This is a genomic window from Vibrio sp. J1-1, assembly GCF_021728395.1.
GTDB lineage: Bacteria > Pseudomonadota > Gammaproteobacteria > Enterobacterales > Vibrionaceae > Vibrio.
On sequence record NZ_JAKKCM010000004.1, the window covers coordinates 22975 to 47786 of the forward strand.

Annotated in this window: 27 protein-coding genes; 8 read left to right on the forward strand and 19 right to left on the reverse strand. The window is 44.4% G+C overall.

Annotation, left to right across the window (positions count from 1 at the left end):
* Positions 1 to 6 precede the first annotated feature (6 nt).
* From L3V31_RS07290 to hppD, 3 genes are read right to left on the reverse strand one after another with little or no spacing between them, the layout of a single operon-like run.
* A complete protein-coding gene (locus L3V31_RS07290; protein WP_237315430.1) occupies positions 7 to 1044 on the reverse strand; it encodes a fumarylacetoacetate hydrolase family protein in 1038 nt (345 codons plus the stop codon).
* Between the two features lie 9 nt (positions 1045 to 1053).
* Complete coding sequence (locus L3V31_RS07295; RefSeq protein ID WP_237315431.1) at positions 1054 to 2184, reverse strand: homogentisate 1,2-dioxygenase; 1131 nt, start codon at positions 2182 to 2184, stop codon at positions 1054 to 1056.
* The gene (gene hppD / locus L3V31_RS07300; RefSeq protein WP_237315432.1) at positions 2177 to 3250 is read right to left on the reverse strand and encodes a 4-hydroxyphenylpyruvate dioxygenase; all 1074 of its coding nucleotides are present in this window, start codon (positions 3248 to 3250) and stop codon (positions 2177 to 2179) included. The genes L3V31_RS07295 and hppD overlap by 8 nt, the downstream gene beginning before the upstream one ends.
* Before the next feature lie 488 nt (positions 3251 to 3738).
* On the opposite strand from hppD, the gene L3V31_RS07305 reads away from it, so the two are divergent.
* On the forward strand, positions 3739 to 4845 hold the full coding sequence (locus L3V31_RS07305) for a M20/M25/M40 family metallo-hydrolase (protein WP_237315433.1): 1107 nt from the start codon (positions 3739 to 3741) through the stop codon (positions 4843 to 4845).
* 182 nt (positions 4846 to 5027) lie between these two features.
* A complete protein-coding gene (locus L3V31_RS07310) occupies positions 5028 to 5465 on the forward strand; it encodes a hypothetical protein (RefSeq protein ID WP_237315434.1) in 438 nt (145 codons plus the stop codon).
* A 127-nt stretch (positions 5466 to 5592) separates the two neighbouring features.
* Here L3V31_RS07310 and L3V31_RS07315 read toward each other — a convergent pair whose 3' ends face one another.
* Positions 5593 to 6675 carry an ABC transporter substrate-binding protein gene (locus L3V31_RS07315; protein ID WP_237315435.1) on the reverse strand — a complete coding sequence of 361 codons (1083 nt, stop codon included), beginning with the start codon at positions 6673 to 6675 and terminating at the stop codon, positions 5593 to 5595.
* Positions 6676 to 6854: 179 nt separating this feature from the next.
* Between L3V31_RS07315 and L3V31_RS07320 the strand changes: the two genes are divergently transcribed.
* Positions 6855 to 7907, forward strand: coding sequence for an iron ABC transporter permease (locus tag L3V31_RS07320; protein ID WP_237315436.1), 1053 nt, complete (start codon positions 6855 to 6857; stop codon positions 7905 to 7907).
* Between the two features lie 2 nt (positions 7908 to 7909).
* A complete protein-coding gene (locus L3V31_RS07325) occupies positions 7910 to 8677 on the forward strand; it encodes an ABC transporter ATP-binding protein (protein ID WP_237315437.1) in 768 nt (255 codons plus the stop codon).
* Between the two features lie 71 nt (positions 8678 to 8748).
* On the opposite strand, the gene L3V31_RS07330 is transcribed toward L3V31_RS07325, so the two are convergent.
* From L3V31_RS07330 to L3V31_RS07375, 10 genes are all read right to left on the reverse strand, one after another.
* Entirely contained in the window at positions 8749 to 8982 is a 234-nt protein-coding gene (locus L3V31_RS07330) for a hypothetical protein (RefSeq protein WP_237315438.1), read from the reverse strand.
* A 144-nt stretch (positions 8983 to 9126) separates the two neighbouring features.
* A complete protein-coding gene (locus L3V31_RS07335; protein ID WP_237315439.1) occupies positions 9127 to 9606 on the reverse strand; it encodes a DUF2059 domain-containing protein in 480 nt (159 codons plus the stop codon).
* A gap of 90 nt (positions 9607 to 9696) precedes the next feature.
* A complete protein-coding gene (locus tag L3V31_RS07340; RefSeq protein WP_237315440.1) occupies positions 9697 to 10485 on the reverse strand; it encodes an aminoglycoside phosphotransferase family protein in 789 nt (262 codons plus the stop codon).
* A gap of 80 nt (positions 10486 to 10565) precedes the next feature.
* Positions 10566 to 10826: a nicotinamide mononucleotide transporter gene (locus L3V31_RS07345; RefSeq protein ID WP_237315441.1), complete on the reverse strand. Its 261-nt coding sequence runs from the start codon at positions 10824 to 10826 to the stop codon at positions 10566 to 10568.
* A gap of 37 nt (positions 10827 to 10863) precedes the next feature.
* Positions 10864 to 11244, reverse strand: coding sequence for a GNAT family N-acetyltransferase (locus L3V31_RS07350; RefSeq protein WP_237315788.1), 381 nt, complete (start codon positions 11242 to 11244; stop codon positions 10864 to 10866).
* 197 nt (positions 11245 to 11441) lie between these two features.
* Positions 11442 to 11822 carry a hypothetical protein gene (locus L3V31_RS07355; protein ID WP_237315442.1) on the reverse strand — a complete coding sequence of 127 codons (381 nt, stop codon included), beginning with the start codon at positions 11820 to 11822 and terminating at the stop codon, positions 11442 to 11444.
* A 157-nt stretch (positions 11823 to 11979) separates the two neighbouring features.
* On the reverse strand, positions 11980 to 12762 hold the full coding sequence (locus L3V31_RS07360; protein WP_237315443.1) for a hypothetical protein: 783 nt from the start codon (positions 12760 to 12762) through the stop codon (positions 11980 to 11982).
* An 894-nt stretch (positions 12763 to 13656) separates the two neighbouring features.
* Positions 13657 to 13914, reverse strand: coding sequence for a hypothetical protein (locus L3V31_RS07365; protein ID WP_237315444.1), 258 nt, complete (start codon positions 13912 to 13914; stop codon positions 13657 to 13659).
* 201 nt (positions 13915 to 14115) lie between these two features.
* Positions 14116 to 15240: a 23S rRNA (adenine(1618)-N(6))-methyltransferase RlmF gene (gene rlmF, locus L3V31_RS07370; protein WP_237315445.1), complete on the reverse strand. Its 1125-nt coding sequence runs from the start codon at positions 15238 to 15240 to the stop codon at positions 14116 to 14118.
* A complete protein-coding gene (locus tag L3V31_RS07375; RefSeq protein ID WP_020333119.1) occupies positions 15227 to 15742 on the reverse strand; it encodes a M48 family metallopeptidase in 516 nt (171 codons plus the stop codon). The genes rlmF and L3V31_RS07375 overlap by 14 nt, the downstream gene beginning before the upstream one ends.
* A gap of 149 nt (positions 15743 to 15891) precedes the next feature.
* Here L3V31_RS07375 and L3V31_RS07380 point away from each other — a divergent pair, with 149 nt between their 5' ends.
* On the forward strand, positions 15892 to 16122 hold the full coding sequence (locus tag L3V31_RS07380; RefSeq protein WP_237315446.1) for a glutaredoxin family protein: 231 nt from the start codon (positions 15892 to 15894) through the stop codon (positions 16120 to 16122).
* Positions 16123 to 16133: 11 nt separating this feature from the next.
* On the opposite strand, the gene L3V31_RS07385 is transcribed toward L3V31_RS07380, so the two are convergent.
* A complete protein-coding gene (locus L3V31_RS07385; protein ID WP_237315447.1) occupies positions 16134 to 17003 on the reverse strand; it encodes a LysR substrate-binding domain-containing protein in 870 nt (289 codons plus the stop codon).
* A gap of 112 nt (positions 17004 to 17115) precedes the next feature.
* Here L3V31_RS07385 and L3V31_RS07390 point away from each other — a divergent pair, with 112 nt between their 5' ends.
* From L3V31_RS07390 to L3V31_RS07400, 3 genes are all read left to right on the forward strand, one after another.
* On the forward strand, positions 17116 to 18339 hold the full coding sequence (locus L3V31_RS07390; RefSeq protein ID WP_237315448.1) for an MFS transporter: 1224 nt from the start codon (positions 17116 to 17118) through the stop codon (positions 18337 to 18339).
* A gap of 50 nt (positions 18340 to 18389) precedes the next feature.
* Positions 18390 to 18971 (forward strand): DUF1415 domain-containing protein, encoded by a 582-nt coding sequence (locus L3V31_RS07395; protein WP_237315449.1) that lies wholly within the window; start codon positions 18390 to 18392, stop codon positions 18969 to 18971.
* A gap of 138 nt (positions 18972 to 19109) precedes the next feature.
* Positions 19110 to 19685 carry a nucleoside triphosphate pyrophosphohydrolase family protein gene (locus L3V31_RS07400; protein ID WP_237315450.1) on the forward strand — a complete coding sequence of 192 codons (576 nt, stop codon included), beginning with the start codon at positions 19110 to 19112 and terminating at the stop codon, positions 19683 to 19685.
* A gap of 82 nt (positions 19686 to 19767) precedes the next feature.
* Here L3V31_RS07400 and btuD read toward each other — a convergent pair whose 3' ends face one another.
* The 4 genes from btuD to L3V31_RS07420 all read right to left on the reverse strand — a co-directional run bounded on the left by btuD (position 19768) and on the right by L3V31_RS07420 (position 24771).
* Positions 19768 to 20535: a vitamin B12 ABC transporter ATP-binding protein BtuD gene (gene btuD / locus L3V31_RS07405; RefSeq protein WP_237315451.1), complete on the reverse strand. Its 768-nt coding sequence runs from the start codon at positions 20533 to 20535 to the stop codon at positions 19768 to 19770.
* Complete coding sequence (gene btuC, locus L3V31_RS07410) at positions 20522 to 21517, reverse strand: vitamin B12 ABC transporter permease BtuC (RefSeq protein WP_237315452.1); 996 nt, start codon at positions 21515 to 21517, stop codon at positions 20522 to 20524. The genes btuD and btuC overlap by 14 nt, the downstream gene beginning before the upstream one ends.
* Positions 21518 to 21629: 112 nt before the next feature.
* Positions 21630 to 22658, reverse strand: a complete 1029-nt coding sequence (locus L3V31_RS07415) for a succinylglutamate desuccinylase (protein WP_237315453.1) — start codon at positions 22656 to 22658, stop codon at positions 21630 to 21632.
* Positions 22659 to 22974: 316 nt separating this feature from the next.
* Positions 22975 to 24771: a M3 family oligoendopeptidase gene (locus L3V31_RS07420; protein ID WP_237315454.1), complete on the reverse strand. Its 1797-nt coding sequence runs from the start codon at positions 24769 to 24771 to the stop codon at positions 22975 to 22977.
* Positions 24772 to 24812: the final 41 nt, after the last annotated feature.

Sequence of the window (24812 nt, forward strand, 5' to 3'; positions counted from 1 at the left end):
TGCGCATTAATGCTTCAAATACTGGCTAACTTGTTGATCAATAGAACCGAAAATGCTGTTGCCATCCGCATCAAACATCTCAAGCTTGATTGAGTCACCAAACGACATAAAGCTCGTTGACGGCTTGCCATCACGGATGGTTTCAATCATGCGCACTTCAGCAATGCACGAGTAACCAACACCGCCTTCTTCAATCGATGTGCCATGATCGGTACCTTGCTTGTTAGATACAGTACCCGAACCAATGATTGCCCCCGCTGACAACGGACGCGTTTTGGTAGCATGGACAATGAGATCCGCGAAGTCGAACGTCATATCTACCCCGGCATTCGGACAACCGAACGGCTTATGGTTGTAGGTAGAAATCAGCGGTAAATGGACTTTGTTTTCGTACCATGTATCGCCGAGTTCATCTGGCGTTACCGCTACCGGTGAGAATGCCGATGACGGCTTGGATTGGAAGAAGCCAAACCCTTTTGCTAACTCAGCAGGAATCAGACCGCGCAGCGAGACATCGTTAACCAACATGATGAGCCTGATCGATTCTTGGGCCTCTGCTATGCTCGCGCCCATTGGCACATCACCAGTGACAACCGCGACTTCGCCTTCAAAGTCGATACCCCACTCGTCGCTGGTAAACTCGATATTGTCACAAGGACCGATAAACGCATCAGAACCACCTTGGTACATCAGTGGATCTGTCCAAAAGCTTTCTGGCATTTCTGCCCCACGAGCTTTGCGAACCAGCTCTACGTGGTTTACATAAGCACTGCCATCTGCCCACTGGTACGCTCGAGGCAGAGGAGATTCACAATAGTGTGCCTCAAACTCTTCGAATCCTGCGACCGTACCGTTATTAAGCGCGGTGTACAGTTCTTCCAGTTGTGGTGCTACAGCTTCCCAATTATCCAGTGCGACTTGCATCGTTGGCGCTAAATTCCTTGAATGGAAAACTTCTGTCGCGGGTACGCATCGCGTTAGGTCTTTGCTCACGACCATCAATAGACCATCACGAGTCCCATTTTTCTTGGTTGCTAATTTCATCCTTGCCTCTTATTTTTCTTGCCAGCTATAGACGTATTCTTTGTTTTCTACCTTTTCCAGTTCATCCGAGAACTGAAGCGCGTGGCGCGTATCAATCATCACCGCCACCTCGTCAGTAAACTTCTTCTTGTATTCCTGGCCTGCTTTAAATGCTTTTGGGTGAGGACCGTGCGTAAAGCCAGCTGGGTGGAATGTCACCATACCCGCTTCAATATTGTCACGGCTAAAGAAGTCACCTGCGTGGTAGAACAAGACTTCGTCATAGTCGTCATTGTTATGGTAGAACGGTACTTTAAGCGCTCCAGGGTCACTCTCTATCGGACGAGGAACAAAGGTACACACCACAAATCCTGCTCCTACAAATGTAGTATGTGCAGAAGGCGGTAAGTGGTAACGATGTGACATAAGTGGACGAATATCACGCCAGTTCACTTTAACTACGGCTAAGTCACCATGCCAGCCAATTGCGTCTAACGGATTAAACGGATAAGTGATCACGCTAACTTTATCGTGACGCTTCACCTGTACCTGTGTGCGATTCTCAGAATATTGCGCTCTGAACTCGTCGTTGATCGACGGAGTTTCCAGTACCGCAGGATCAAATACGGCATGATTTCCCACCATGCCCTTTTCAGGCAAGGTATAAGCCGCATCGGTGTTTTCTATCATCAGAATGAACATCGGCTCGCTAGGCTCTAAACGCCAGCTCGTCGAGCGTGGGATCATAACATAATCCCCTTCACTCACCTTTAAGTGTCCGTAGTCACAGTAAAGATCGGCAGTACCCTGGTGGATAAACAGCAGCTCATCACCATCGGCATTTCGTACCAGAAAATCCATCTTTTCATCCATGCGCCATACACGGATTTTGCAGTTAGCGTTATGCATTAAATGCGGCACCGCCCACGGCGTTATATGGCTGGCTTTTTCGACCAGATTGAAGTCAAAAGCACGTGGTCGTAATTCGCCTTCCCACTCAGCCCAACCTGTTGGCGCGTGTTGATGATGAAAGTGTGCCGCAGGGCCAAAGAATCCACTTCGACCCGCTTCACGTTCATAAATTGCCTCTTCCGGGAAATCAGCATGTGCTTGTTTGGAGCACACTCCCTCCCGATGAGGGAATGTTATCCATTTATGCATCGTTCAGTACTCCTCGGCGAATTTGGTCTTCTTCAATCGATTCAAATAACGCTTTGAAGTTACCTTCACCAAAACCTTCGTTACCTTTGCGCTGAATGATTTCGAAGAACACCGGACCAATTACGGTTTGCGTAAAGATTTGCAGCAAAATACCGTCTTTTGTTGGTGCGCCATCAATAAGGATCTGCAACTCACGAAGTTTATTCACATCTTCTCCGTGTCCTTCAACACGCTGGTCAACTTTCTCGTAGTACGTGTCTGGGGTTGGCATAAAGTCCATACCACGGTCGCGCAACGTTTGAACGGTTTGATAGATGTCATCGGTTGTCAGAGCAATATGCTGGATGCCTTCGCCATTGTATTCGCGAATAAACTCTTCGATTTGCGATTTATCATCAGAGGATTCATTGATCGGAATTCGGATCTTGCCACAAGGTGCGGTCATCGCACGGCTCACAAGACCAGTAAGCTTACCTTCAATGTCGAAATAACGAATTTCACGGAAGTTACCGATACGTTCATAGAAACCAGACCACACATCCATGTTGCCTTGTTTAACGTTGTGCGTCAGATGGTCGATTTCGTAAAGACCCACATCGGATTTAGCTAAGCGTTCTTCCGCATCATCATAAAAACGGAAGTCGACATCATAAATACTTTGTTTACCGTATCGGTCGACAAAATAGAGCAAGCTCTCACCAATACCGTAAATACCTGGAATACTAAGCTCCATCGGTCCAATTTCAGTTTTGTACTCTGTACCACCATTTTGTATTGCGTGCTCTAGCGCCGCCGTTGCATCTTTTACGCGAAAAGCCATACCACACACTGACGGGCCGTGTACTTTCGCAAACGCTTCAGCTTGACTATGAGGCTGCGCATTGACGATAAAACTGATGTCACCTTGACGATATAACCATGCTTCTTTCGAGCGGTGCTTCGCGATCTCTGCAAAGCCTAACGATACAAACAGTGCTTTCAGTTGTTCGATGCCTTTACTGTCTGCAGCCGTGTACTCAACAAACTCAAATCCGTCTGTACCTAATGGGTTGTATGCGTCCACCATGACTTTCTCCTTGCGTCATTAATTTGTTTACAGCGTTACTAATCTATTTTTCTAACTTGGCGCAGGTGGATGAAAATTGGAATACATCAACAAAAATCTCTGTTTTTTGGTTTTTAACCCACAAATGTAAAATATTTGTTACGGGTAAATTTTATTCAATAACCACTCATTAGAAATGCATATAACTCTATTATTTTCAATGATTTACAGAAATCATATGGAATTTTCTCGAAACGAACTTATGTAAACAGATTGTTACCATGGTGATATTTATTGGCAGTATGGTGATGTTTTAAACAAATCATTCACTTATAGATTAAAGCAGCGTGCTCAGCACGTCTGGTTATAATTGTGTCATCCTCCCCACTTTCTTGATTCATCTCAGTATCCCTCGCTCTCCAGTATGTAATAACAATGATTCTGTTCTGTTTTGAGGACGTGTTCTAACTCCTCGTTTGCACCCTCGCCCTACATGATGAGACATCCAAATGACACAAATTAATCAAGAACGTCTAGTTGAACACTTCTGCCAATTGGTTCGAATTGACAGCGAATCGATGAATGAAAAGCAAATTGCAGAAACTCTGGCTGAACAACTGGGTGAGTTAGGCTTTACCGTTCACAAGCTTCCTGTTCCAGAGCATATTTCAAATGGCTTCAACGTATATGCTCGTTTGGAAGGCAAAAAAGAAGGGTCTATCCTGATGAGTTGCCATATGGACACAGTCACTCCGGGTGTCGGTATTGAGCCAATCATTGAAGACGGCATTATTCGTTCAAAAGGCAACACTATCCTTGGCGGTGATGACAAATCTGGTATCGCCGCAATTATGGAAGCCGTACGCTGCATTCAAGCGGAAAATCTCGCGTATAAAACGTTAGAGCTTGCTTTCACCGTGCATGAAGAAGGCGGTCTGTTTGGCTCTGAGCACTTCGACATGAGCCATGTAACATCAAAAGACGCGATTGTGCTGGATACTGGCGGCCCAATCGGAACGATCGTGACAGCGGCTCCGGGCCAGCAAAAGATCGTTGCGACAATCAAAGGCCGCCCGGCGCACGCAGGCCTTGCGCCAGAAGAAGGCATCAGCGCAATCATGGTTGCGGCAGATGCAATCAATCAGATGAAACTCCTTCGTATCGACGAAGAAACTACGGCTAACATCGGTATGGTAAATGGTGGTCAGGCGACCAACATTGTTATGCCTGAGCTAAAAATTGTGGCCGAAGCGCGCTCGCTAAATGGCGACAAATTGGATGCACAAGTCAACCACATGATCTCGACCTTTGAGTCTGTTGCAGAAAAACACGGTGCAGAAGTCGACATCGAATCTAAACGTGCATACGATGCGTTTGTTATTGAAGAAGACAATGCACACGTTACTGATATCAAAGCAGCATTCGCGGATATGGGCATCGAAGCGTTTACCAAAGGCACGGGTGGCGGTAGCGATGCGAACAACTTCAACAAGAAAGGCCTGACAACCGTTAACCTTTCGACTGGGATGGCAAAAGTACATACCACGGAAGAGTACATCGCCGTTGACGATATGGTGAAAATCACTCAGTTCATCAAGCACTACCTGCTGAAATAATCGAAAACAGAGATATCGTCTCTTACTGGCGATACTGGTTGGATATAAAGGCTCTCGCTTTCGTCGAGGGCCTTTTTTATTCAGAATCCAAAACACTCACATCGTTCAAAAGCTGCGTTTTATGGACGAATGCCATCACGCCACGCTAAAATGCGCTACTTTTGATAACTTCGTAAAACTCTATGACCGACGCTGATATCGAGCTTCAACACATTTGGCTGGAAGTTCAGGCAGAACGCTGGCAAAACATCCCTCGCTTCCTTTTTAGTTATTACTGTTACAAACACAACCTCGTCAGCAAGACAAATAAGCCTTGTTGGGAAACTGCGCGTAACAAACTACCTGCATCGAATACTATTCAAGCGCGCAAAAACAGTGTGATTGAGCCTCTTGTTCCCGAAGATGCTGTGGTTGGTTTGCTAAAGACGCTGAGTAAAGATGGAGAAATGTCTTTCAACGCTGTAGCGAAAACACTAGAAACGTTTTTGCACTACGTAGTGATAGCTAAACAAGAGCAAGCGAAGCTCAGGCCTAATATGCCAACAAGCTGGTATCAGGAAAATGAGAAGCCGTTAAAGGCTCGTTTTGATCTTGCAGGTATTTCAATCAAGGGCCGCTGAGCTCTATAAATAAGCTAGCGAGAGACTTAGTCACCTATTCACTTTTAGTAAATGAGTAGCGCGAAGTAAAAAGCCGAAGTGAATCTAGAAAGACTCATTTCGGCTTAATAAATATTAGTGCTTTAGATTAAAGCCCAGTCATAAACGTGCCAACTGGTTTAATCGGCAGGTACTTTTCATAAAAGTTGTCGTAAGCCGCTTCTGGATTTAAATCGCTGAACACATCTGGGTACAGGATTTTGGCATAAAACTGTATCAACGCACCGTCAATGATCGTACGGCAAGCACCGTGGTAAGCCGCGTACATACGGTTGTTTTGTACCGCAGAAATTGACGACCAGCCAGTGCGATTTTTAAAGCCCGCTAATCTCTCTTTTGCCAATGATTCGTCAATACCTTCGCCCATGATCATCGAATCATCCGCACTGCCAGACTCGTAGCCAGTCATTACGATAACATCAGGGTTTGCAGCAATGATCTGTTCTGGGTTTAGTTTACCCCACCACTCAACGAACGGTGCAGAAATATTGTCACCGCCTGCTATTGTCGCAATAGCGCCCCACATGTTCTTACCGAACGTGTAGCCAACGTCACTAACACCAGAAGCGCCGTATTCAGTGTAAACTTTTGGTTTATCCAGATTTGCTTTTGCTAATCGCTCACTGATCATCTCAACCTTCTGTTTGTATTCGTTTGCGATCGTTTGTGCACGCTCTTGCTGGCCCGTGATTTCGCCAATTAGCTTAGTCGTCTGAACGTGGCGCTCTACCGTTTGAGCGTTGTAGTCCACCACTACAACCGCAATACCTGCACTCTTCATGCGTTCAACGTCAGACTCCAGCGCTTTGAACTGCCAATCCGCCAGCATGACTACATCAGGACTCAGACTTATTACCTTCTCAACGGAAAACGCGTTGGTATCCACACGACCAATTTCTGGAATTTCATCAAGTGAAGGTCGATGCGTCACATACGCCTGCCAACTGGCTGAACGAGCCTGCCAAATGTACTTAGACATGCCGACCACATTGTCATACGCCGCTTCAGTACCGATCGCCATGTAATCTTCTGGGTAAAACCCGACTACCACTCTTTTCGCTGGCGAATCAAACGTCACCTCACGTCCTAATACGTCTGTGACGGTAGTTTGCTCGGCAAAAGACAACGTGCTGACGCATACAGCAGCAAGCGCGAATAAGTGTTTCAACATCAAGAAGGTTCCTTTTTATTCTATAATCCAGACGGACAATTTCCGCCCTCGCAGCGTATATTAATTCTTTTACTAACGATAATGCAACTAACTATCATTAATGCTAATATTGCGAACTTATCACGAGCTCTGTAGGCCTCTCTACTGGTCGTAACTAAATAATAATTAGGTAGTAAGTCGTGCAATCTGCAGTTTTAGAACAACTCATCCAGCAGCAACGTAAGAGTGAAAAGCGTCGAATTTTGGTTATCGGTGCTTTCAGCATACTCATTCTGACAACCTTCATTCTGGACATCATGACGGGGCCATCTTTATTAGATGCAACCAAAGTTCTTCATTCTCTTTTTCAGTTTCTTGGCTTGCCATATCAAGTTGAGCCCTCAACTCAAATCATTGTGACTGAGCTAAGGCTTCCCATTGCAATCATGGCTATCATTGTGGGTGGCGCGCTCGGTATGGGCGGCGCAGAGATGCAAACCTTGCTCAATAATACAATGGCCAGTCCGTACACCTTGGGTATGGCGGCTGCCGCTGGCTTTGGTGCTGCGATTACCCTGTATATGGGGTCGTTCGGCTTAAGCAGCTATTACGCAGTACCTATGGGCGCATTCTTATGCTGTATGCTCTCGGCGTGTTTTCTTTTCTCGTTAGCGTCGGCGCGTCATATTAGCTCTGGACAACTCATTCTAGCGGGTATTGCCCTGCTGTTCTTGTTCCAGTCACTCTTGTCTCTGGTTCAGTTTGTTTCCTCTCCAGAGCTTAGTCAGCAGATCCTGTTTTGGCTGTTTGGTAGTTTGACGAAAGCAACCTGGAACACCGTCGCGATTACCTCTGCTGTCGTTCTCGCCGGTGGCGTTTTATTACTTAAAGATGCGTGGAAGCTTACTGCTCTTAGACTGGGTGAAGAACGAGCGAAAAGTGTCGGCGTGAACATCACTCGCTTGCGTCTAAAAACGCTGTTTATCGTCGCAGTCATCACAGCCACTGTCACCAGTTTCGTTGGGATAATCGGATTTGTAGGCATCGTTGCACCAAACATGGCCAAATCGTTGGTAGGTGAAGATCAGCGCTTCTTCTTACCACTCTCCTTCTTGATCGGTGCTTTCTTGCTTTCTGGCGCTTCAGTACTGTCAAAAATCATCGTCCCGGGTGTGTTATTCCCTATCGGTATCGTTACGGCTATCATCGGCGTGCCATTCTTCTTCTGGTTGATTTTAGCGAAGCGAGGTTAACAATGCTGGTAGCAAATAACGTAAATATTCAGATTGAGACTCTTACCCTTGCCAATAACTTCAATTTTAAACTGGAGCCGGGTCAGGTAACGGCCGTTCTTGGGCCAAATGGTGCGGGGAAAAGCACCCTACTTAAAGCCATTTTTGGCGATGTAAATATGGCGAGTGGTTCCATTTCTCATTACGGTGATGAACTGGATAGTAAGTCTCTCTCTTCATGGCGCGCTAAGTTTGGTTACATGCCACAGGACATCGGCTTACAGGTTAGTTTGACCGTCATTGAAGTGGTTTTGATGGGTCGGTTAGACAGCCTGAGCTTGCGCATTGATGACAAGCTACTTGGTGAAGGCTTGCAGATACTAAACAGTATCGGTATGGCGCATTTGGCCAACCGCAACGTTAGCTCTCTGAGTGGTGGTCAGCGTCAAATGATCCTGTTTGCACAAGCCATCATGCGAAACCCACAAATCATGCTGCTTGATGAACCCGTCAGTGCGCTCGATCTTCATCACCAACATGTGTTGCTCAATCACCTCGTTACTCAAACTCGCGCTGAGAAATACGTCAGCATTATGGTACTCCATGATCTCAACCTCGCCGCTCAGTACGCCGATAATCTATTAGTGATAAAACAGGGTGAACTGGTCAGTGTAGGTGCACCAAAAGACGTCCTGACCACAGAGTTAGTGAAAGACATTTATCAAGTGGAAGCGAATGTTCACCATGATGATGACGGCGTGCCATTCGTTAGAACGATGAAGGCCAGTTAGACAACTTGCTTCCCAAGCTCTCACCATTGGCCTCGATGTTTAACTTGTGCGCTAAGATTGAAACTTCACAATTAATTTTCAATTGTCTTATGACCACAGCGTTCACAAATCGTATGGCGAGAAAACTCATCCATTGAGGCCAAAAATGGGCCTACTGCCCAACCTTTTATTAGGCCAGCGATAAATTCTTTGTATTTTCGGTGTATCGACCCAGAGAAAGGGCTAGGTTTTCTGACCAATACAGTAATATGTTTAGATTTGGTACGACAAGCCGCACATTCGTAACTGTCTATCTGATAATGCATTAACTTTCCTCCTGCATACTAACGCCTTGTTAAGGCGTTAGTAACGCAAGTAACCTCAACCACTACACCATAATCTCGAAACCTTGACCCAAGCAAGAAATGCCAAACGTTTTGAATCGGTATAAAGCGTTTATTCTGCGACGCCTATTTTGCTTTATGCTTTTCTAAAAAAGGGGTCAATTTCTCAATAAGTTGTGGTTGAGCACGCTCAGCTTCTTGCATCCCCAATTGGGCGCCTGCTTGCATCAATGCAGGAGCTTTTTCTACAAACTTCTGACCTGCAGTTGTCGAGTAGAACTCTGTCATTAATTCAATTTCTTGTTGGTTGAAAGTTTGAGCATAAAGCGAAGCTAGTTCATCTATGATCTTTTGGCGATCAAGATCATTGATGAACCAATCTCTATAAATGTTAACGAGCTCCTCCTTCTCAGCGTTATTCAACTGAAGGTTATTCGCTAATTGTTCAATTACTGGTGCCATTGCTTCAAAGCCACCAGTAAGTTGTTCCTCAGCTTTCATCACCTCTAGCAAACGTTCGGCTGGAACCTGTTTATCAGCAGCCATTGCACCAAATGGGCTAGCGACAAGTAAAGCTACCACTACAAACTTGCGTAAATTTTTCATTTTAACTCTCTAGTTTTTTAACATTCTGTTAAGGGATGAGCAGCGCAAAGCAAAAAGGCCACGCGTTGCGAATCAATTTTATGCGCTTTGTTATAAGCATTCGTCACACATCAATACGTCTGAAATGTGGTGTGAATTATTTTCCAAATATTCGATATCAGCTAAATACGCCAAGTGATGGCCATCTTTAATATTTGCGATAAAAGCTTCATTTCCTTTACTCGCTTCATTACGCATATGATCGACCAACGCTTGGACTCGGTGGCACATATCAGTAACAAGAGAAATTCGTTCCGCTTTACTCAAACCATAAGCATCACAAAACTGCTTTGCCCTAATCGACTGCGAATATAGATCCCCCATTGCATCGTATTTATCTGTTTTGAATGGAGCCCAACAATAAAGTGCGTAAGCAATATCCCAATTCCTTGGAGCCGGGTGAGCAGTGTCAAAGTCAATTACCCCTACGACTTTGGAACCAACCAAAGCAACATTATATGGCGCATAGTCACCATGGCAGATAACCTCCATCGGTTCTCTACATGGGAGCATCCAAGTTAAAATTTCCGCTGAATTTTCTGATATAAATGAGCAAGACGCATCGTGATACTGACGTAATAACTGACCAGCTGAAACTAAAGCTTCTGTGGTTGCGATATTACCTGTCAAAGGATAATTGAAAACGTCTCCCTCAACGTATGACAGAATTTCATTGCCATTGTTGTCAAAGCCGAAAGGTTTTGGGGCAGAAGTAAAGCCTTTATTGGCGATATGTAATAGCAACTTTTGAACGGTTTCAGACCATTTACCACTTGGGCGAGACACCTTGTCCCCTAAGCGATAAATTGCATTTTCTCGTCCGCCATGCAGTTGTTCCATTTAATTCCTTATATATATTTTACTTGTAGCCAAACGCCTCGTAAGTACATCATCATGTGCGTACTTTTTTGGTTTGCGAGTTACTGTTCAACCACGCCAACTTTCGATTCTTGCTCGGGTTTTGACCACTTGATAATTGCTCTTAGGTTCATTGAGAAAAAGATGATATTTGCAATAATCATGGCAACACTGCCTGTAAGGTAGCCAACCGCGACCCAACTCGTATTTCCGCACATCATTAGAATGAAGCCAATTTTGTTCTTATTCCCGATCTGCCAAATTGCGAGAAATGTAAGCACCATAGCAATCCAGTCGATCCCATAGTACTGAAAGTATTTCATTTTTCCTCCTGGTCTATAGCGCCGTGTTAAGTGGTTTTCAGAAGCTCAAACACATTGTTCGTTCTGGTTGTCCAGTATGTTCATCTAGTTGTTCGCTGACCACTTTGAACCCCTGAGACAAATAAAACTGACAACTAGCTTGGTTTTCCTTGTATACGGACAGACTTAATACCGTTCTCTGCGCTTTAGCATGGCTCAACAACTGCTTACCAATGCCTTTACCTTGACGTTCGGGAGCAACAAATATGGCAGCCAAGTTATTTTCATACAACGCATAAAAACCAACTACTTTAGACTCAACTTCATAAACGTAGGTCTCTGAGGATGGGATATAGATATTACGCATGTTATCGAGTTGAGATTCCCAGAACTCTGCTGAAACGAAATTATGGGCTTGAACTGAAGCGTTAAGCCAAATTTAAAGAACTGAATCTAAGTCATTTTCGTTGTACTTTCGTATCATTTTTAAACTCTAGACAATCAAATTTATTGGGCAACTTAATGCCCTGTTAATGAGTGAACAACGAATACCGAACTAACTACAAACCGCCTTAATCACTCAAGCCAACGCATAGTAAAAACACCACGTGTGCCGAATCGCTTTTAAATTATTTGTTACGTACGATACTTAACCAGCTGTTGCCATACAGTAGAGCTAAATACAGTACTTGGAATTCTAACCATGCGTCTATTCATACCCTCCATGTAAGTCAGTTCTAAATATGACCATATGCTAAAACCTGAAATCTCAACATCACAACCATGTCCATCCAAAAAAATAATCCCGCGAGTTGTATTGACAGAAAGATTTTTAAAGATATTTTGAAGATACTTTCGTTTATCAAAAGCTCGCCAAACAGATGATAGAACGAAACATACAAACAGAAATAAGCCAAACTCCCTAGACATCGCATAAAGCGCGCAAAAAAATACAGCATCTTTAACTAACTCAATTCCCAAATACCTATCAATCTTTAATAGGTCTCGCTCTTCCATATTTTCTCCAAAGCACATTACACCACATTACTGTGTGAGCGACGCAGTAACCTGACCATAACCATTGCGACGTAAACACATGACCCAATCCTGAGCTGAGAATGCCAAGCGTTGGGAATCCCTCTTGAACGCTTTATTAGCTTTATTAGCTATGTATCTAGTTAGATGCATATTTTTTTGCAAAGTTACGCAAAACTTGCGCATTATTGGCTGAGAGCTGAACACCACAAACTTCGCCATCAACACTAATATCTGGACTCGAATATGCAGGAATTATGTCTTTTTCATAAGACATTACTGTACCTCGGTTTGAGCACGTAGCACCAAAGCTATACCGCTCATTTTTATGAGGGAAGGTATTCTTGACAAAAGAGTCCACATCAAATTTTGGACTGTTCTCAAGTACTGTTTTCATATCGTGATTTGCCCCACTTAAATGCCCTATTTCATGCTCCATCGCACTATCGTAGCAATTTAGACCAATTACAAAGTAGTTGGCACTCGCCGATGCAACTCCACACCATTGCGATTTAAAGCTGTCAGCCGCATTTGAAAACAAAATTGCCTTAAAAATTGGAACACCAGAGCTGTTGGTTTCAGGAATTTCATATGCCGAATGATATTTCAGAAGATCTTTGGCGACATCAACATGTTGAAACCATGTGCTATCTATATGCGAAAGGTACTCTACTTTTGTAACTTTTCTTTTTATTGGGATACATGAATTCTCTAGCGTAAGATTTGAATATTCCACCCAAGTATTAATTTTAGAGTCAACAAATTTTTTTGAGTACTCATCAAGCACATTTTCATCAATGTAAAAATAAATTTCCGTCTCCAATTTAGGAGAGTTAGGGCAATCAGGAAGCTTCAGCTCTCCTGCAACAGCGTAAACGCATTGAATTGATAAGATGACTATGAATATTTTTACTGCTCTCATTACTACCTCAAAAATAGCTAACGCTTTTTATACGTCGCCAAGCTGCTTTTTATGACAAATATGATGTCGTCTTTTTTTCAACACTTCAAAGGATAATCAGTAAGTTAGCGATCGATACTACGAATTTGACTATACAATATTGCATTATTCTGGACTTTCGATTTGAAGCAGCCATTAAGGAAAATTTTGTTAGCGAAAGACGCACAATCACCTAAAAAGGTCGCAGGCAGAGCACCTCATTATTCACCTGCTCCAACCATGTGTTAAACGCTGATATTCAGCCATTAATGTTAGAAATAACAAGACTTAGACATTAGATGGGTTCACATTGCATATAATTGGACTATTGTGATCACGTAGAACGGTTTAACTGGTTATAATAAGGTGTTTTTCAGTTTCTTTGGTATTGAAAATCCCCTCTTAACGTGACGTTAAATTTTAGTCGGAGATATGAAATTGGCGAGAACAGTAATTATCATAACCATGCTTATGCATGGCGTGTTTTTCATTGCACTAAAAAATGTGTGGCTCCATGGTAGCGATCGTCACATCATACTATTCACGGCAATATGGTTTTTGGGTTCTGTCATCTCTCTAGTCAGGCTGCGAGAGGCGATTAAAGTTCAGAGTATTACTTCACTTTTTGACAAAATCGGAAGTGTTGCTTTGTGTTTAATCACATTGATTCCTCTTAGTTTGGGGGGCGTCTTCATTTTTCACTTTATTTCTTCGAATGGCTTAGATTTTTGGTGAACGCTGGCGGCTAGATTGAATTGAAGAAATCCATCAGCTCTAAATACAAACGTATATTAGAGCTGACTGGTGAAAAGGATAAATGCGAAAGAATGAATAGAAATCAATGCGAAACCTTCAATCTCATATTTCAAATCTCACCTATTTACCATCCGAAACGTTGATAGTGATCACACCAGCTTCAAGCGCCATATCGACCACTTTTTGAAACTCGGCAGGGTGAAGCATGACATACCCTGTCAAAGCGTACCCATCATGTTTGGACGTTGGATCTCTTTCACCACTACCACTTATGCGAATCTCACCGGCGACTAGCTCCGCCTTTCCCAACATGACTACACATTCGTCTTCTTCGATTTTACCCGTTGAAGAATATTCTCTAACAATTCCTACCTTCATGTTTATTCACTCATACAAGGGAGTTTATTGAATAGTAGTAACACGCTGAAAGTTCGTCAAAATAGAAAGTGATGTTATGGGCTTAAAGTAAAAATTGATAGGATGAAGGAATAAAGGCGCAGAATCTGCCAGCTCTGATTACATGGTGAATAAAGAGCTGACAGATTGGAAAATAATGGGTAGCTAGTTTTCTTTATTTGGCTATTTAAGCGCTCTCCACGCCTTGCGCTCTTCTTTATCCATATAAGACCATGCGATAAAGCGGCTTACTTTTTGACCTTGACTCATTTCTACCACGCGAATGGCTTTAACGCCCAGCTTTTGCAGCTGCTTGCGCATTGGACGGACATTGTCTTTTTTCGAAATCAGCGTCGTGAACCAAAGTACTTGGGCACTGAAAGCTTGGCTTTCGTTGGCCATTTTTCGGATAAATGCCGCTTCCCCGCCTTCGCACCAAAGCTCCGCGTTTTGACCACCAAAGTTAAGTGTTGGTTTTGCCGTATCTACGCGCGTTGGTTTCACGCCTTTCTTACGTTGGTTGGCTCTTAGATTGTCCACTTTACGTTGGCTTCCCATCGCCGCATCTTCCGCTGAACGATGGAATGGTGGATTACATGTTGTGACATCGTAACGTTCATTGGGCTGAATGACCCCGCGATAGATATTTGCTTGACTCATCTGTCGAACGAGTTCGATTCTGCCATTGAGCGACACATTGCCATCGACAATTGCCTGTGCCGATTCAATTGACTTCGGATCAACGTCGCTTCCGGTATAGTGCCATCCGTATTCTGTCACTCCAACAATTGGGTAGATACAGTTTGCACCGACGCCAATGTCTAGAGCACGCACATCATGATGTGGGTATTTACCTTTCACTTCCCCATCCAGTAACTCAGCGATACGGTGAATGTAGTCCGCACGCCCGGGAATTGGTGGGCAAAGATAGTGTTCGGGGATATCCCAAAATTCAATATCGTAATGCGCCGCTAGCAAGGCTTTGTTGAGCATTTTGACCGCTTTTTGATCAGAGAAGTTGATCGAGTCTTCCCCTTTCGGATTTTTAATCACAAAAGCTTTTAATCGAGGCTCACTCGCAGTCAATTTTTTAAAATCATAACGGCCACGATGCTGGTTACGCTCGTGTAATCCACTTTTAGCCACTTTAATGAAGTCCACATCGCTTTTCGTTGCCACTGACGACTTTGCTTTGGCAGAGTTTTTTGGCTTCACACGTTTCTCGCCTTTTGCATCACCTTTACCCTGCTTTGGCTTGGCAGTTTTTTTAGATTTTTCTGGCTTAGCGGTGTGGTTATTGTTCTTCATTCGAATTCGCTTTTAAATCGAGGTAAATCATAAACAGACGGGCATCAAACTCTAACTGGTGATACTCGGGTTCCATATAACAGCACAGTTGGTAAAACGCTTTATCATGGTTTTTCTCTCGCGTATGAGCCAGCTCATGAACCACCAACATTCTCAGTAGTGGTTCCGGTGCTTCTTTAAAGACATTCGCGATACGAATCTCGTTCTTCGATTTGAGCTTGCCACCATGATTACGACTGATCACGCTGTGCAGCCCTAGCGCATTATTGATCAAGTGAATTTTCTTATCGTAGACCACTTTACTGATCGGTGCTGCTTTCTTCATGTAACGATTTTTTATCGCTATGGCGTACTCATACAGCGCCTTTTCACTTTTAATTTGATGACGTTCTGGATAGCGCTTTTCAAACCAAGGAACCAGTTTACCGCTGTCTACCAGCGAGCTCACTTGCTCAACAATGTGTGGAGGGTAACCCTGAATGTATCGAAGTGACGGATGCATGGTATAAAGTCTGCTATGACAAGGGAAAGGCGCTAAATATACCTGAGATAATCAGCACTTTCACCCTCGCTTTGACAATAGATTTCGCCTTTCAATTGTCGACAAAGGTCGTTAAACTTCGCATCCCAAAGATAATGGAGAGAAATTCAATGAAACGTGTCGTTCTTTACGTTAAAGACAAATGCCCCCACTGCAAAGATGCTCAACGTTATCTGGACTCGAAAAACATCACTTACCGTCTGTGCAACGCGAAAATGCAGCGCGGTCGTAAAGAACTGGATGCCTTGGGTGTCCGCTCACTTCCAGTCCTGAAAATTGGCGATCGATTGATGATTGGCTGGAATCCCAAAAACTTCGAAAAGATGTATAAAGGTGACTAGTTTTTAACTGGCTACAAATAACGTTTAACGAAATCAATAAACGTCCTGTCGGCAATCGATAAGTAACCGTCTTTCCGCCACGCTAGCGCCAGATCGAGCGTGACTGGCGGATTAAACGGAATCCCCACCACATCTTTTTCATGCTGAGTGACCAATTCCAGTAACGCCGTGATCGCAAACTCATGCTTTACGATGCTGAGGATCAATGGCAATAAGTTGGTTTCAAATGACGACTTCATGGTAAAGCCGTGCTCCTCGCTGACCTGGTCTAAAAACTCACGGTGGAAATAGCCGCGCTGGAACATCACCAATTCATGTTCAAAAAACTCATCAAAGGTGAGTGATTCACGCTGTGCTAATTCGTGCTCTGGCGCGACAACCGCAACCATCTGGCTGGTAAACAGATGATCGGTCTCGAGATCGTCAGGTACATTGTCACAACTTATTACCCCGATATCTAACCGCCCATCAAGCAACATACTTCTTATCGAATGCGTTCCTGCTTCCACCAGCGTTAATTTCAAATCCGGGAACCGGCTCTTAAACGCCATGACGATGCGTGGGAAAAAATAGCTTCCCATCATCGACGGCGTTCCCAAGCGCACCTCGCCTTTGGCCAACCCTTTCAGTTCGTTAATCGCTAGCTGCGCGTCATGCAATTGCTGAATGACACGCTTCGCGTGAACCAGCAGGGTTTCGCCCTCTTGAGTTAAGCTAATTTTCTTATCTTCTCGCCGAAAAAGCGTCACTCCCAACGACTGCTCGAATTTTTTAATCGAGATACTTAAGGCAGGCTGAGCAATGTTCAGCACCTTAGCTGCATGGGTAATATTGCCTTGCTCTGCGACAGCAAGAAAATGTTTCAGTTGCTTCGATTCCACTAGATCAAAAATATATGTTAACCATATTTTTAATATATTTTTTTAATCCACGATAAGCTGATAGATTGATCACAGTTTCTTTATATTTGCGCTCTCGCATCAGGCAGGACACATGGTCATCTTCGGCACGCCAGAATACAAACGAATCACGCTCGCGCTTGCGCTGGGTTCATTCTTAGTCTTCTCTAATTTATATCAGTTGCAGCCAATGTTGCCGACCTTTGCTCAGTTGTTTGCCATTTCTGAAACGCAGGTGAACTGGTTGTTTGCCTCCTCCACGCTGGCGCTCTCTTTCAGCCTGGTACCAATGGCAGTCTTGTCTGAGTCCATTGGACGAAAACCGGTCATGATGGCAGGTTTATTCGCGATCCCGGTTCTATCTGCACTGATGCTACTTGGTGATTCATTCCTGTTTTTGGTTATCTGTCGCGCCCTTATTGGTGTCGCATTGGCGGCTTTTGCTGCCGTAGCGGTCGCCTATATGGCAGAAGAACTCGATAAACACGCGTTCTCTATGGCGATAGGGACTTATATTGCAGCCAACTCATTAGGTGGCATTGTAGGACGTATTAGTGGCGGCTTATTGGCTGACAACTTCAGTGTTGATGTTGCGATTGAAGCAATAATGGTAGTAACACTTTTAGGGGTTATCTGTGTACATTATTTGCTGCCAAAACAACGTAACTTCACCCCGTCTTCGAGTGGATTAAGACAACAAAACCGAGCCATCTTAGGTCATTTCAAGAACCAGCGTATATGGATCGCCATGTTGATTGGTGGCCTTAATTTCGCACTATTTGTTAACCTGTATTCGGTCATGGGCTTTAGATTGGTGAGTGAGCCCCATAATATTCCGGTCGGCTTGGCATCACTTATCTTCGTTTGCTATCTGGGCGGTACGTTCTCTTCCCGTTGCGCAGGCCACTGGAGTAAACGTTACTCGTCTATTTTGGGTATGTTCTTAGGTGCTATTCTCAGCATAAGTGGCATGTGGATCGCCGCAATCGAAAGTGTTACTGCAATGCTCTTCGGCTTGCTACTGATTAGCTTTGGTGCTTTCTTCACCCACACTTTGGCGTACGGCTGGGTTGGCCAAAAAGCAACAACCGCGAAAGCGACTGCAACGGCTCTGTACCTCGTGCATTACTATGTGGGCGGCAGTCTTGGTGGATTCTTACTGCTTTACTGCTGGCAACATGGCGGATGGTCAGCAGTACTTATCGGCGGTAGCGTGGTCTATCTAGCGATGTTTAGCGCGATAGCTTATCTCAAACGCATCACACAGACACACGACACAAAGGAAAGCGAAGAGGTAACGGGATTGAGAAGAAGTTAATCTGGATCTCTGCTATGCTTGCGCCACTTTCAAAATGATTTAAAAATCGTATGTCAACGCGCTCAACACCAACTAACCAAACTACAGATATAAACGCGATCACCCAACAAGTGGATCAATGGCTGAATGATGTCGTTATCGGACTGAATTTATGCCCGTTTGCTGCCAAACCGCAACGCAATAAACAAATTAAAATCTTTGTTAGTGAGGCGTCTCAAGAAGAATCCTTACTGGAAGATATTTTGTTGCAGTTAATTGAACTAAGCAATACAGAACCAGAACAACTGGAAACGACCTTAGTCGTAGTTCCAAATATGCTCGACGATTTCTGGGACTACAACCTATTTATTGACTGGGTTGAAGGCTTAATCAAGCAGCAAGATTGGGAAGGTATTTTCCAGGTGGCCACGTTCCATCCGGATTACTGTTTTGGTGGTGCAGAGCCAGAAGACGACGAGAACCTCACTAACCGCTCGCCTTATCCAATCTTCCATCTTATTCGTGAAGAGAGTATGGAAAAGGTGTTGAAACACTACCCTGACCCTGAGTCAATCCCAGATACCAACATCGCGCGTGTTTCTGCACTTTCAGAGGAAGAGCGCAAAACGTTGTTCCCATATTTATTTAGATAAAAACGGCTTATAACGTTCAGAACAGCACCCTACTTCACTCCACGAGGCAGATTTAATAATCAGTTAGAATCTTGTCTCTTGGGGAATAAAGAGCGGTTTGTTATCATTACCGCTTCAATCGATTCAATGGATATCAGAATGCAACTGTCAAAGCTAACCCAAGAGATTTTTGATCACTTATACCGTGACATCACCGAGTTCCGTAGCACGTTTGACCTTCCGGTCGCTGACGAAGCGAGCCTGGATACACAGGCGGATACGCTACACACATCTTTGGCGATCGAAGAGCTGACTGAGCTGGCTGAAGCAGATTGTAAAACAGAACAAGCAGACGCAATTGTAGACAGCGTTTACGTTCTTATGGGTCGTCTTGTACACCTTGGTAACAGCAAAGTGGAAGACAACCTAGCGATCAGTTACCTGATTGACCTGCTACTGAACGTTGCGGTAAACCGTGGTATCGACTTTATCCCTTGCTGGGACGAAGTGCACTCAAGCAACATGAGCAAAGTGTGCCGCAATGAAAAAGAATACACAGAAACAGAAGCATTCTACGCAGAACAAGGCATCAAGCTGATGGCCGTTCACCAAGGTGAATACATCATCGCTAAGTGCGCAGAGGACTTTGTATCTGAAGGCAAAACCGTACGTAAAGGCAAAGTGCTAAAATCGGTTTACTACCGTCCGGCGGACCTTAAGCCACTGACGCAATAAACAGCGACAAAAATCACATCGAAAAAACGACCCGAGTGGGTCGTTTTTTTATTGCTTGAAAGCTAAGAGAGAATAGGAAAACCTATTCGAAAAGCAGATACGGTTTCTCTTCAACCATCACCCTTCTGACCTGAGTATTGAATACCTCTCCCAACCCCTCTTCTGTTAATACATCTTCAGCTTTGCCTGATGAGTGCAACACGCCATTACTCAGCAACAGCACCTTATCAGCATGCCTTAGTGTTCGGTTTAAATCATGGTTCGCGACCAACACACCAACACCTTGAGCAGCGACTTCGGCAATCAGCTGATAGAGTAGCCCCTCTTGGGCGATATCTAACGGGGCTGCGGGCTCATCCAAAATCAGTAACTGCGAATACGGATTGATACTGCGCCAAACCTGTAAGCAGACGCCAGCCAATCTCACACGTTGCCACTCACCTCCAGAAAGCGTCTGAATGCTACGGTGTAACTTATCCTGCAACTGAACAAGCTCTATTACCGCGTTTACGGCATCACGCACTTTACTGTCGGCAATCTTGACCCCAGTTGGTAGAGACAGTGCTAAGTACTGGAACACGTCGACGTTAAACACCGGTCTGGATTGCTGACATAAATAACCTCTGAGGTAAGCCTGCTCAGACAGAGGCATAGCGAGCAAATCTCCACTATTAACGCTGACTTCACCACTCACTGAATCGTGACCGGAAAGCGTGCCGGAAATAGCGGCTAGCAACGTGCTTTTCCCAGAGCCGTTGGGGCCCACGACGTGTACTATCTCCCCTGCATCACATTCAAACGATAATGGCAATAGTCGGTTACCCACCGCTATGTGCTTAACGTGCATCATGACTCTTCACCAACATCCAAATGAAAATAGGCGCACCAATCGACGTAGTCATCACGCCTAGTGGTAGCTCAGCAGAGTCGAGTAATAACCTCGCGCCAATATCCGCAAACACTAATAACGCCGCCCCCGCGATAGCAGACAGTGGCAACAAGTATCGATTCTCTGTACCAAATGCCAAACGCAACAGATGAGGCACAACTAATCCAACAAAACTGATTATTCCGCCAAGGGCAACAGAGCCTCCGACAAGGATTGAAATCGCTAAGATCAATTTCCAACGCATTTGATGAACATCGATGCCGAGCTGAGTCGCATGAATTTCACCCAGCATCAGCTTATCAAGCGGCTTACCCTTACAGCACAGCCAAATCAAAACGGGTAGCATCACCAACGTGACAGAATGCTGATACCAACTCGCTCCGCCAATGCTGCCCATCAGCCAATACATTAACTGGCGAAGGCTCAGATCATCACTGAAGTAAAAAGCCCAAGTAACAATGGAACTGGAGAAAATCCCCAACGCAACCCCAACGAGCAACAAGCGCGCGGTTGTCAGGTGCATCACTCTTGCGATAGAGACCAAGATAAAGGTAAACAACATAGAACCCGCGATGGCTGCCAGCATAAAGATCAGCGGCGTCGGCAACGTAGGAATAGCAAACATCACCAATACCATCGCGAGGCTAGCACCACCGGAAATACCAAGCACGCCCGGTTCTGCAAGTACGTTTCCTAACAGCACTTGCAACGTTGCACCAGAAACGGCAAGCGCAGCGCCAATAATGGCGGCAGACAGTAATCTTGGTAAGCGTAAATCCACTAATAACTTGTGCTCAAATGCGGAAAGTGATTGAAAAGGAGAAAGGAAAATCTCTCCGACCATCAAGTGAATGGCAGAGAGTAGTATGAGCAAGGCGGACATAATCAAAAGATTGCGCTGCCAGCGACGCTCCTTGTTGAGGATAAGTTGTTGAAAATCCATAATAGCCGATAAAAACAAACGAGGCCTAACCTTACAGTTAAGCCTCGGTAAATTGCAACGACTTCGCAGTGTTACACGTAATATTTCGAGTTATACGTCTGAAAGCTATGCTTTAATCGTAAACCAGTTCACCGTCTTCAAAGCGGGTTTTCACTTCACAAACCATTAAAGCTGCGCGCTGGCCAATGGCCACCTTGCGATTTGGAAATACAATGGCTTCGTTATCATTCTTAGCCATCAATGGCTTATCACCGTCATGACCGAACACTTCGCCATGAACGAACGACGTAAAGTTTTCAACATTATCGTCAAACATAAAATCGAAGTCATCGTGTAAACGTACAATGGTACGACTGACGCGATATTTAATACATGGCTTAGGCAAATGCTCGGCTTTTGTACCTGAAACTAAGTTGCGCAGTGCGAGATCAAACGCCGTCAGCTTGTCTAAATCATTCTCTCCAATTCTGGCAACACGTCCAAGCTCCATTGTCAAAGCTTGAGCGCTAAAGTTTTCTGCACTGTACCAGCTGAACGTACTTGACGGAGAGTTTGATAATAGAACCGCTTCAATATGACCGCTATCCAGGAAATCCATCAAAGCTGGACTACGGACCGGATGGCGAGTCTTTGGACTTACGGCAAACGTGTAATGTTTGGAACCACGAATGGCACAGTGTAAGTCAAGATGCCAACGAGTTTCTGGCTCTGTACCTTTAAAGAAGTTGCTGACGTGCAACTTCAATAAATCTGCAATCACCAATTCTTTGGTAATTGCATGTTCTTTTTCATCGAATAAACGGTTGAGGTTTTCCTCGAGAAAACGCGTATGCGCCAAGGTAGACTCAGGGTGCGCGATGATGAACAGACAACGAGCATCAACCTTCATAAAACCAGATTCAATGTCTCTTATCATTGAGTCAACCAGTTCCATCGGTGCCGTTTCGTCGCCGTGAATACCTGTTGAGATGATGATGTTTTTCGTCTCCTGAGTATAGTTCTCAGGGACCACTTCTAGCACACCACGCTGATAGAGTTTTAGTGTTACTCCATTAGATAAAGCCAGCTCTGCTGGTTCTACATCAACATGCATATCTAACGTATCAGCTAAAAACGATTGGCGAAAGAAAGACTTCGTCATGCGTTACTCCTTAATTGCACGGCGGGTATGTTAATAAATTGTACAAAGAATTTTTGTTGCTGTGATCCCACTTATGAGTAGAAATCGACATTTTCAACGAAAATCCAATACCATTTCGAGCCATACACTCAAACCAAGCAACAAACCGCTTATTTCTTAATCAATTACAAATTGTTATACCCAAGTAACTTATAGAATGGCATCTCAAGTCACTTGGGTATAAGGCTGTGAACTTTAACACAGCCCTGGTTAAGATCATTATGATTTCACGATAATTTTCGCATCAAGCTCATATACCATCACAATATTATGCTGGCTAGCCTCGCTGAGTAAGCAGACGTTCAAACTCATCGACCTTCTGCTGAACCAAAGCGACACTCTGCTGCCAAAAATCAGGTTTCGTCAAGTCCATCGACAAGTGCTTATCAACCACCTCTTCCGCGGTCATGTTGCCTGTATCGCGAAGCAAGTTAATGTAATCCGAGTAAAAATTTTCACCCTTTGATTCACGCTGAGCATAAATACCTTTACTGAATAGGAAGCCAAACAGGTACGGGTAGTTGTAAAAGCTCACACCTGAGATTGAGAAATGTAACTTGCTCGCCCAGAAATACGGATCAGCTTCGCTCATCACATCACCATACCAATCTTTCCAAGTTTCAGACATCAAATCACAGAACTCTTGCGCAGTCAGTTCACCGCTTTGGCGGCGTTCATAGAATGCTTTTTCAAATTCGTAACGAACTGGAATATTAACCATTAGGGCAAGCGTAGAAGACAGCTCTTCCCACAGCATTTCCAGTTTTTCATCAACACTTTCAGCTTTTGAAATCAGATGATCACGGACGATGTTTTCCGCAAAGATTGAAGCGGTTTCCGCCAACGTCATTGGGTAGTAAGTCTGACAAAGCGGCAAATCACGGATAACCCAGTTATGGAAAGCGTGACCTAATTCGTGTGCTAGCGTCATCAAATCTGAGCGACTGCCACTCCAGGTCATAAATACCAATGGCGTACGTGTTGCGGGTAACTTAGTGCAGTAAGCTCCTAAGCGCTTATTTGCGTTTGGCTTCGCGTCTATCCAACCGTTCTTGACCATCATTCGAACAAACTCTGACATGTCAGGGTTTACCGTTTCAAATGCTTCACAAATCACATCGATAGCTTCGTCAAAATCGTAGACTTTAGCGTCTCCACTGAGCACAGGCATGGCAGCAAGGTGATTCCACGGTTTCATCTCATCTAAACCATGCACTTGCGCCATCAGTAAACCCGCTTTTTGGCCAATACTGCGGCTTTCTTTCGCCACAGCCATCATCGCATCCAGCGTTTCAGCTTGAATACGACTGCCGTGCAAACTCGGGTCTAAGAAATGGACTTCACGTTTTGTCGAGCGTTTTTTGTTTTCAGTCAAACGCCAACCAGCGAGTGCGTTGAGAATGGCAGCAAAGGACTCCTGGTGAGTCGCCATTGCTTTTTGGACACCGCGCCAAGCGGATTCTTGTCGGTGAAAGTCTGAGCCATAAAGAATGCTGGCGGCTTGAGAGAAACCAAGCTCTTCACTGCTTCCATCATCGTAATCCAAGGTCACTTTCAAAGAACCAGTCAGGTTGTCATACAACTTACCCCATGCAGACTTGCCATCAACACTCATTGCCGCCAACAGTTTTTCTTCTTCTGTGCTTAGGCGAGTATCAGCCAGCTTTCTTAAGTTTTGAATGGAGAACGCCTGACCACTGACATCTGGATTTTTATGACTTAAAACACGCGTAATAAATTCATCATCCGCGTGGGTTAGCGTTAACTCAAATGCGCTGAATGCCTGCGATAGTTCAGAGAAAATACGAGTCATACGCCCTAACAACGCTTTTGCATCCGCGTTGCTTGAATCAACGGATGAATAACAATTAGCGAAATTATTAATCGTGCCGGCTAATCGAGTTGCTGCCTCGTTGGTTAAAATGGCGTTTTGCATCACTTCAACATTTTGGCAATCCAATGACTGCTTATTGAGAAGCTCAATACATTGCTCTACCAAAGCAATGTCATCTTGAATTCGCTGATCAGCGAGATCTTGATATGCGATGGATAAGTCCCAACTTGGAGTGGTCATTTGTCTTTCCTTTTTCTGTAACCTGGCCAACTCTTCCTCAC

What these genes read in the sequence shown, in the direction of transcription:
- L3V31_RS07365 (WP_237315444.1), bottom strand. Translation starts at nt 13,914, where the DNA reads ATGAAGGTAGGAATTGTTAGAGAATATTCTTCAACGGGTAAAATCGAA.
- L3V31_RS07375 (WP_020333119.1), bottom strand. Translation starts at nt 15,742, where the DNA reads ATGCATCCGTCACTTCGATACATTCAGGGTTACCCTCCACACATTGTT.
- L3V31_RS07355 (WP_237315442.1), bottom strand. Translation starts at nt 11,822, where the DNA reads ATGGAAGAGCGAGACCTATTAAAGATTGATAGGTATTTGGGAATTGAG.
- L3V31_RS07345 (WP_237315441.1), bottom strand. Translation starts at nt 10,826, where the DNA reads ATGAAATACTTTCAGTACTATGGGATCGACTGGATTGCTATGGTGCTT.
- L3V31_RS07315 (WP_237315435.1), bottom strand. Translation starts at nt 6,675, where the DNA reads ATGTTGAAACACTTATTCGCGCTTGCTGCTGTATGCGTCAGCACGTTG.
- L3V31_RS07305 (WP_237315433.1), top strand. Translation starts at nt 3,739, where the DNA reads ATGACACAAATTAATCAAGAACGTCTAGTTGAACACTTCTGCCAATTG.
- L3V31_RS07330 (WP_237315438.1), bottom strand. Translation starts at nt 8,982, where the DNA reads ATGCATTATCAGATAGACAGTTACGAATGTGCGGCTTGTCGTACCAAA.
- L3V31_RS07335 (WP_237315439.1), bottom strand. Translation starts at nt 9,606, where the DNA reads ATGAAAAATTTACGCAAGTTTGTAGTGGTAGCTTTACTTGTCGCTAGC.
- L3V31_RS07395 (WP_237315449.1), top strand. Translation starts at nt 18,390, where the DNA reads ATGTCAACGCGCTCAACACCAACTAACCAAACTACAGATATAAACGCG.
- L3V31_RS07340 (WP_237315440.1), bottom strand. Translation starts at nt 10,485, where the DNA reads ATGGAACAACTGCATGGCGGACGAGAAAATGCAATTTATCGCTTAGGG.
- L3V31_RS07415 (WP_237315453.1), bottom strand. Translation starts at nt 22,658, where the DNA reads ATGACGAAGTCTTTCTTTCGCCAATCGTTTTTAGCTGATACGTTAGAT.
- L3V31_RS07360 (WP_237315443.1), bottom strand. Translation starts at nt 12,762, where the DNA reads ATGAGAGCAGTAAAAATATTCATAGTCATCTTATCAATTCAATGCGTT.
- L3V31_RS07325 (WP_237315437.1), top strand. Translation starts at nt 7,910, where the DNA reads ATGCTGGTAGCAAATAACGTAAATATTCAGATTGAGACTCTTACCCTT.
- L3V31_RS07400 (WP_237315450.1), top strand. Translation starts at nt 19,110, where the DNA reads ATGCAACTGTCAAAGCTAACCCAAGAGATTTTTGATCACTTATACCGT.
- L3V31_RS07380 (WP_237315446.1), top strand. Translation starts at nt 15,892, where the DNA reads ATGAAACGTGTCGTTCTTTACGTTAAAGACAAATGCCCCCACTGCAAA.
- L3V31_RS07390 (WP_237315448.1), top strand. Translation starts at nt 17,116, where the DNA reads ATGGTCATCTTCGGCACGCCAGAATACAAACGAATCACGCTCGCGCTT.
- btuC (WP_237315452.1), bottom strand. Translation starts at nt 21,517, where the DNA reads ATGGATTTTCAACAACTTATCCTCAACAAGGAGCGTCGCTGGCAGCGC.
- btuD (WP_237315451.1), bottom strand. Translation starts at nt 20,535, where the DNA reads ATGATGCACGTTAAGCACATAGCGGTGGGTAACCGACTATTGCCATTA.
- L3V31_RS07290 (WP_237315430.1), bottom strand. Translation starts at nt 1,044, where the DNA reads ATGAAATTAGCAACCAAGAAAAATGGGACTCGTGATGGTCTATTGATG.
- L3V31_RS07295 (WP_237315431.1), bottom strand. Translation starts at nt 2,184, where the DNA reads ATGCATAAATGGATAACATTCCCTCATCGGGAGGGAGTGTGCTCCAAA.
- hppD (WP_237315432.1), bottom strand. Translation starts at nt 3,250, where the DNA reads ATGGTGGACGCATACAACCCATTAGGTACAGACGGATTTGAGTTTGTT.
- L3V31_RS07420 (WP_237315454.1), bottom strand. Translation starts at nt 24,771, where the DNA reads ATGACCACTCCAAGTTGGGACTTATCCATCGCATATCAAGATCTCGCT.
- rlmF (WP_237315445.1), bottom strand. Translation starts at nt 15,240, where the DNA reads ATGAAGAACAATAACCACACCGCTAAGCCAGAAAAATCTAAAAAAACT.
- L3V31_RS07310 (WP_237315434.1), top strand. Translation starts at nt 5,028, where the DNA reads ATGACCGACGCTGATATCGAGCTTCAACACATTTGGCTGGAAGTTCAG.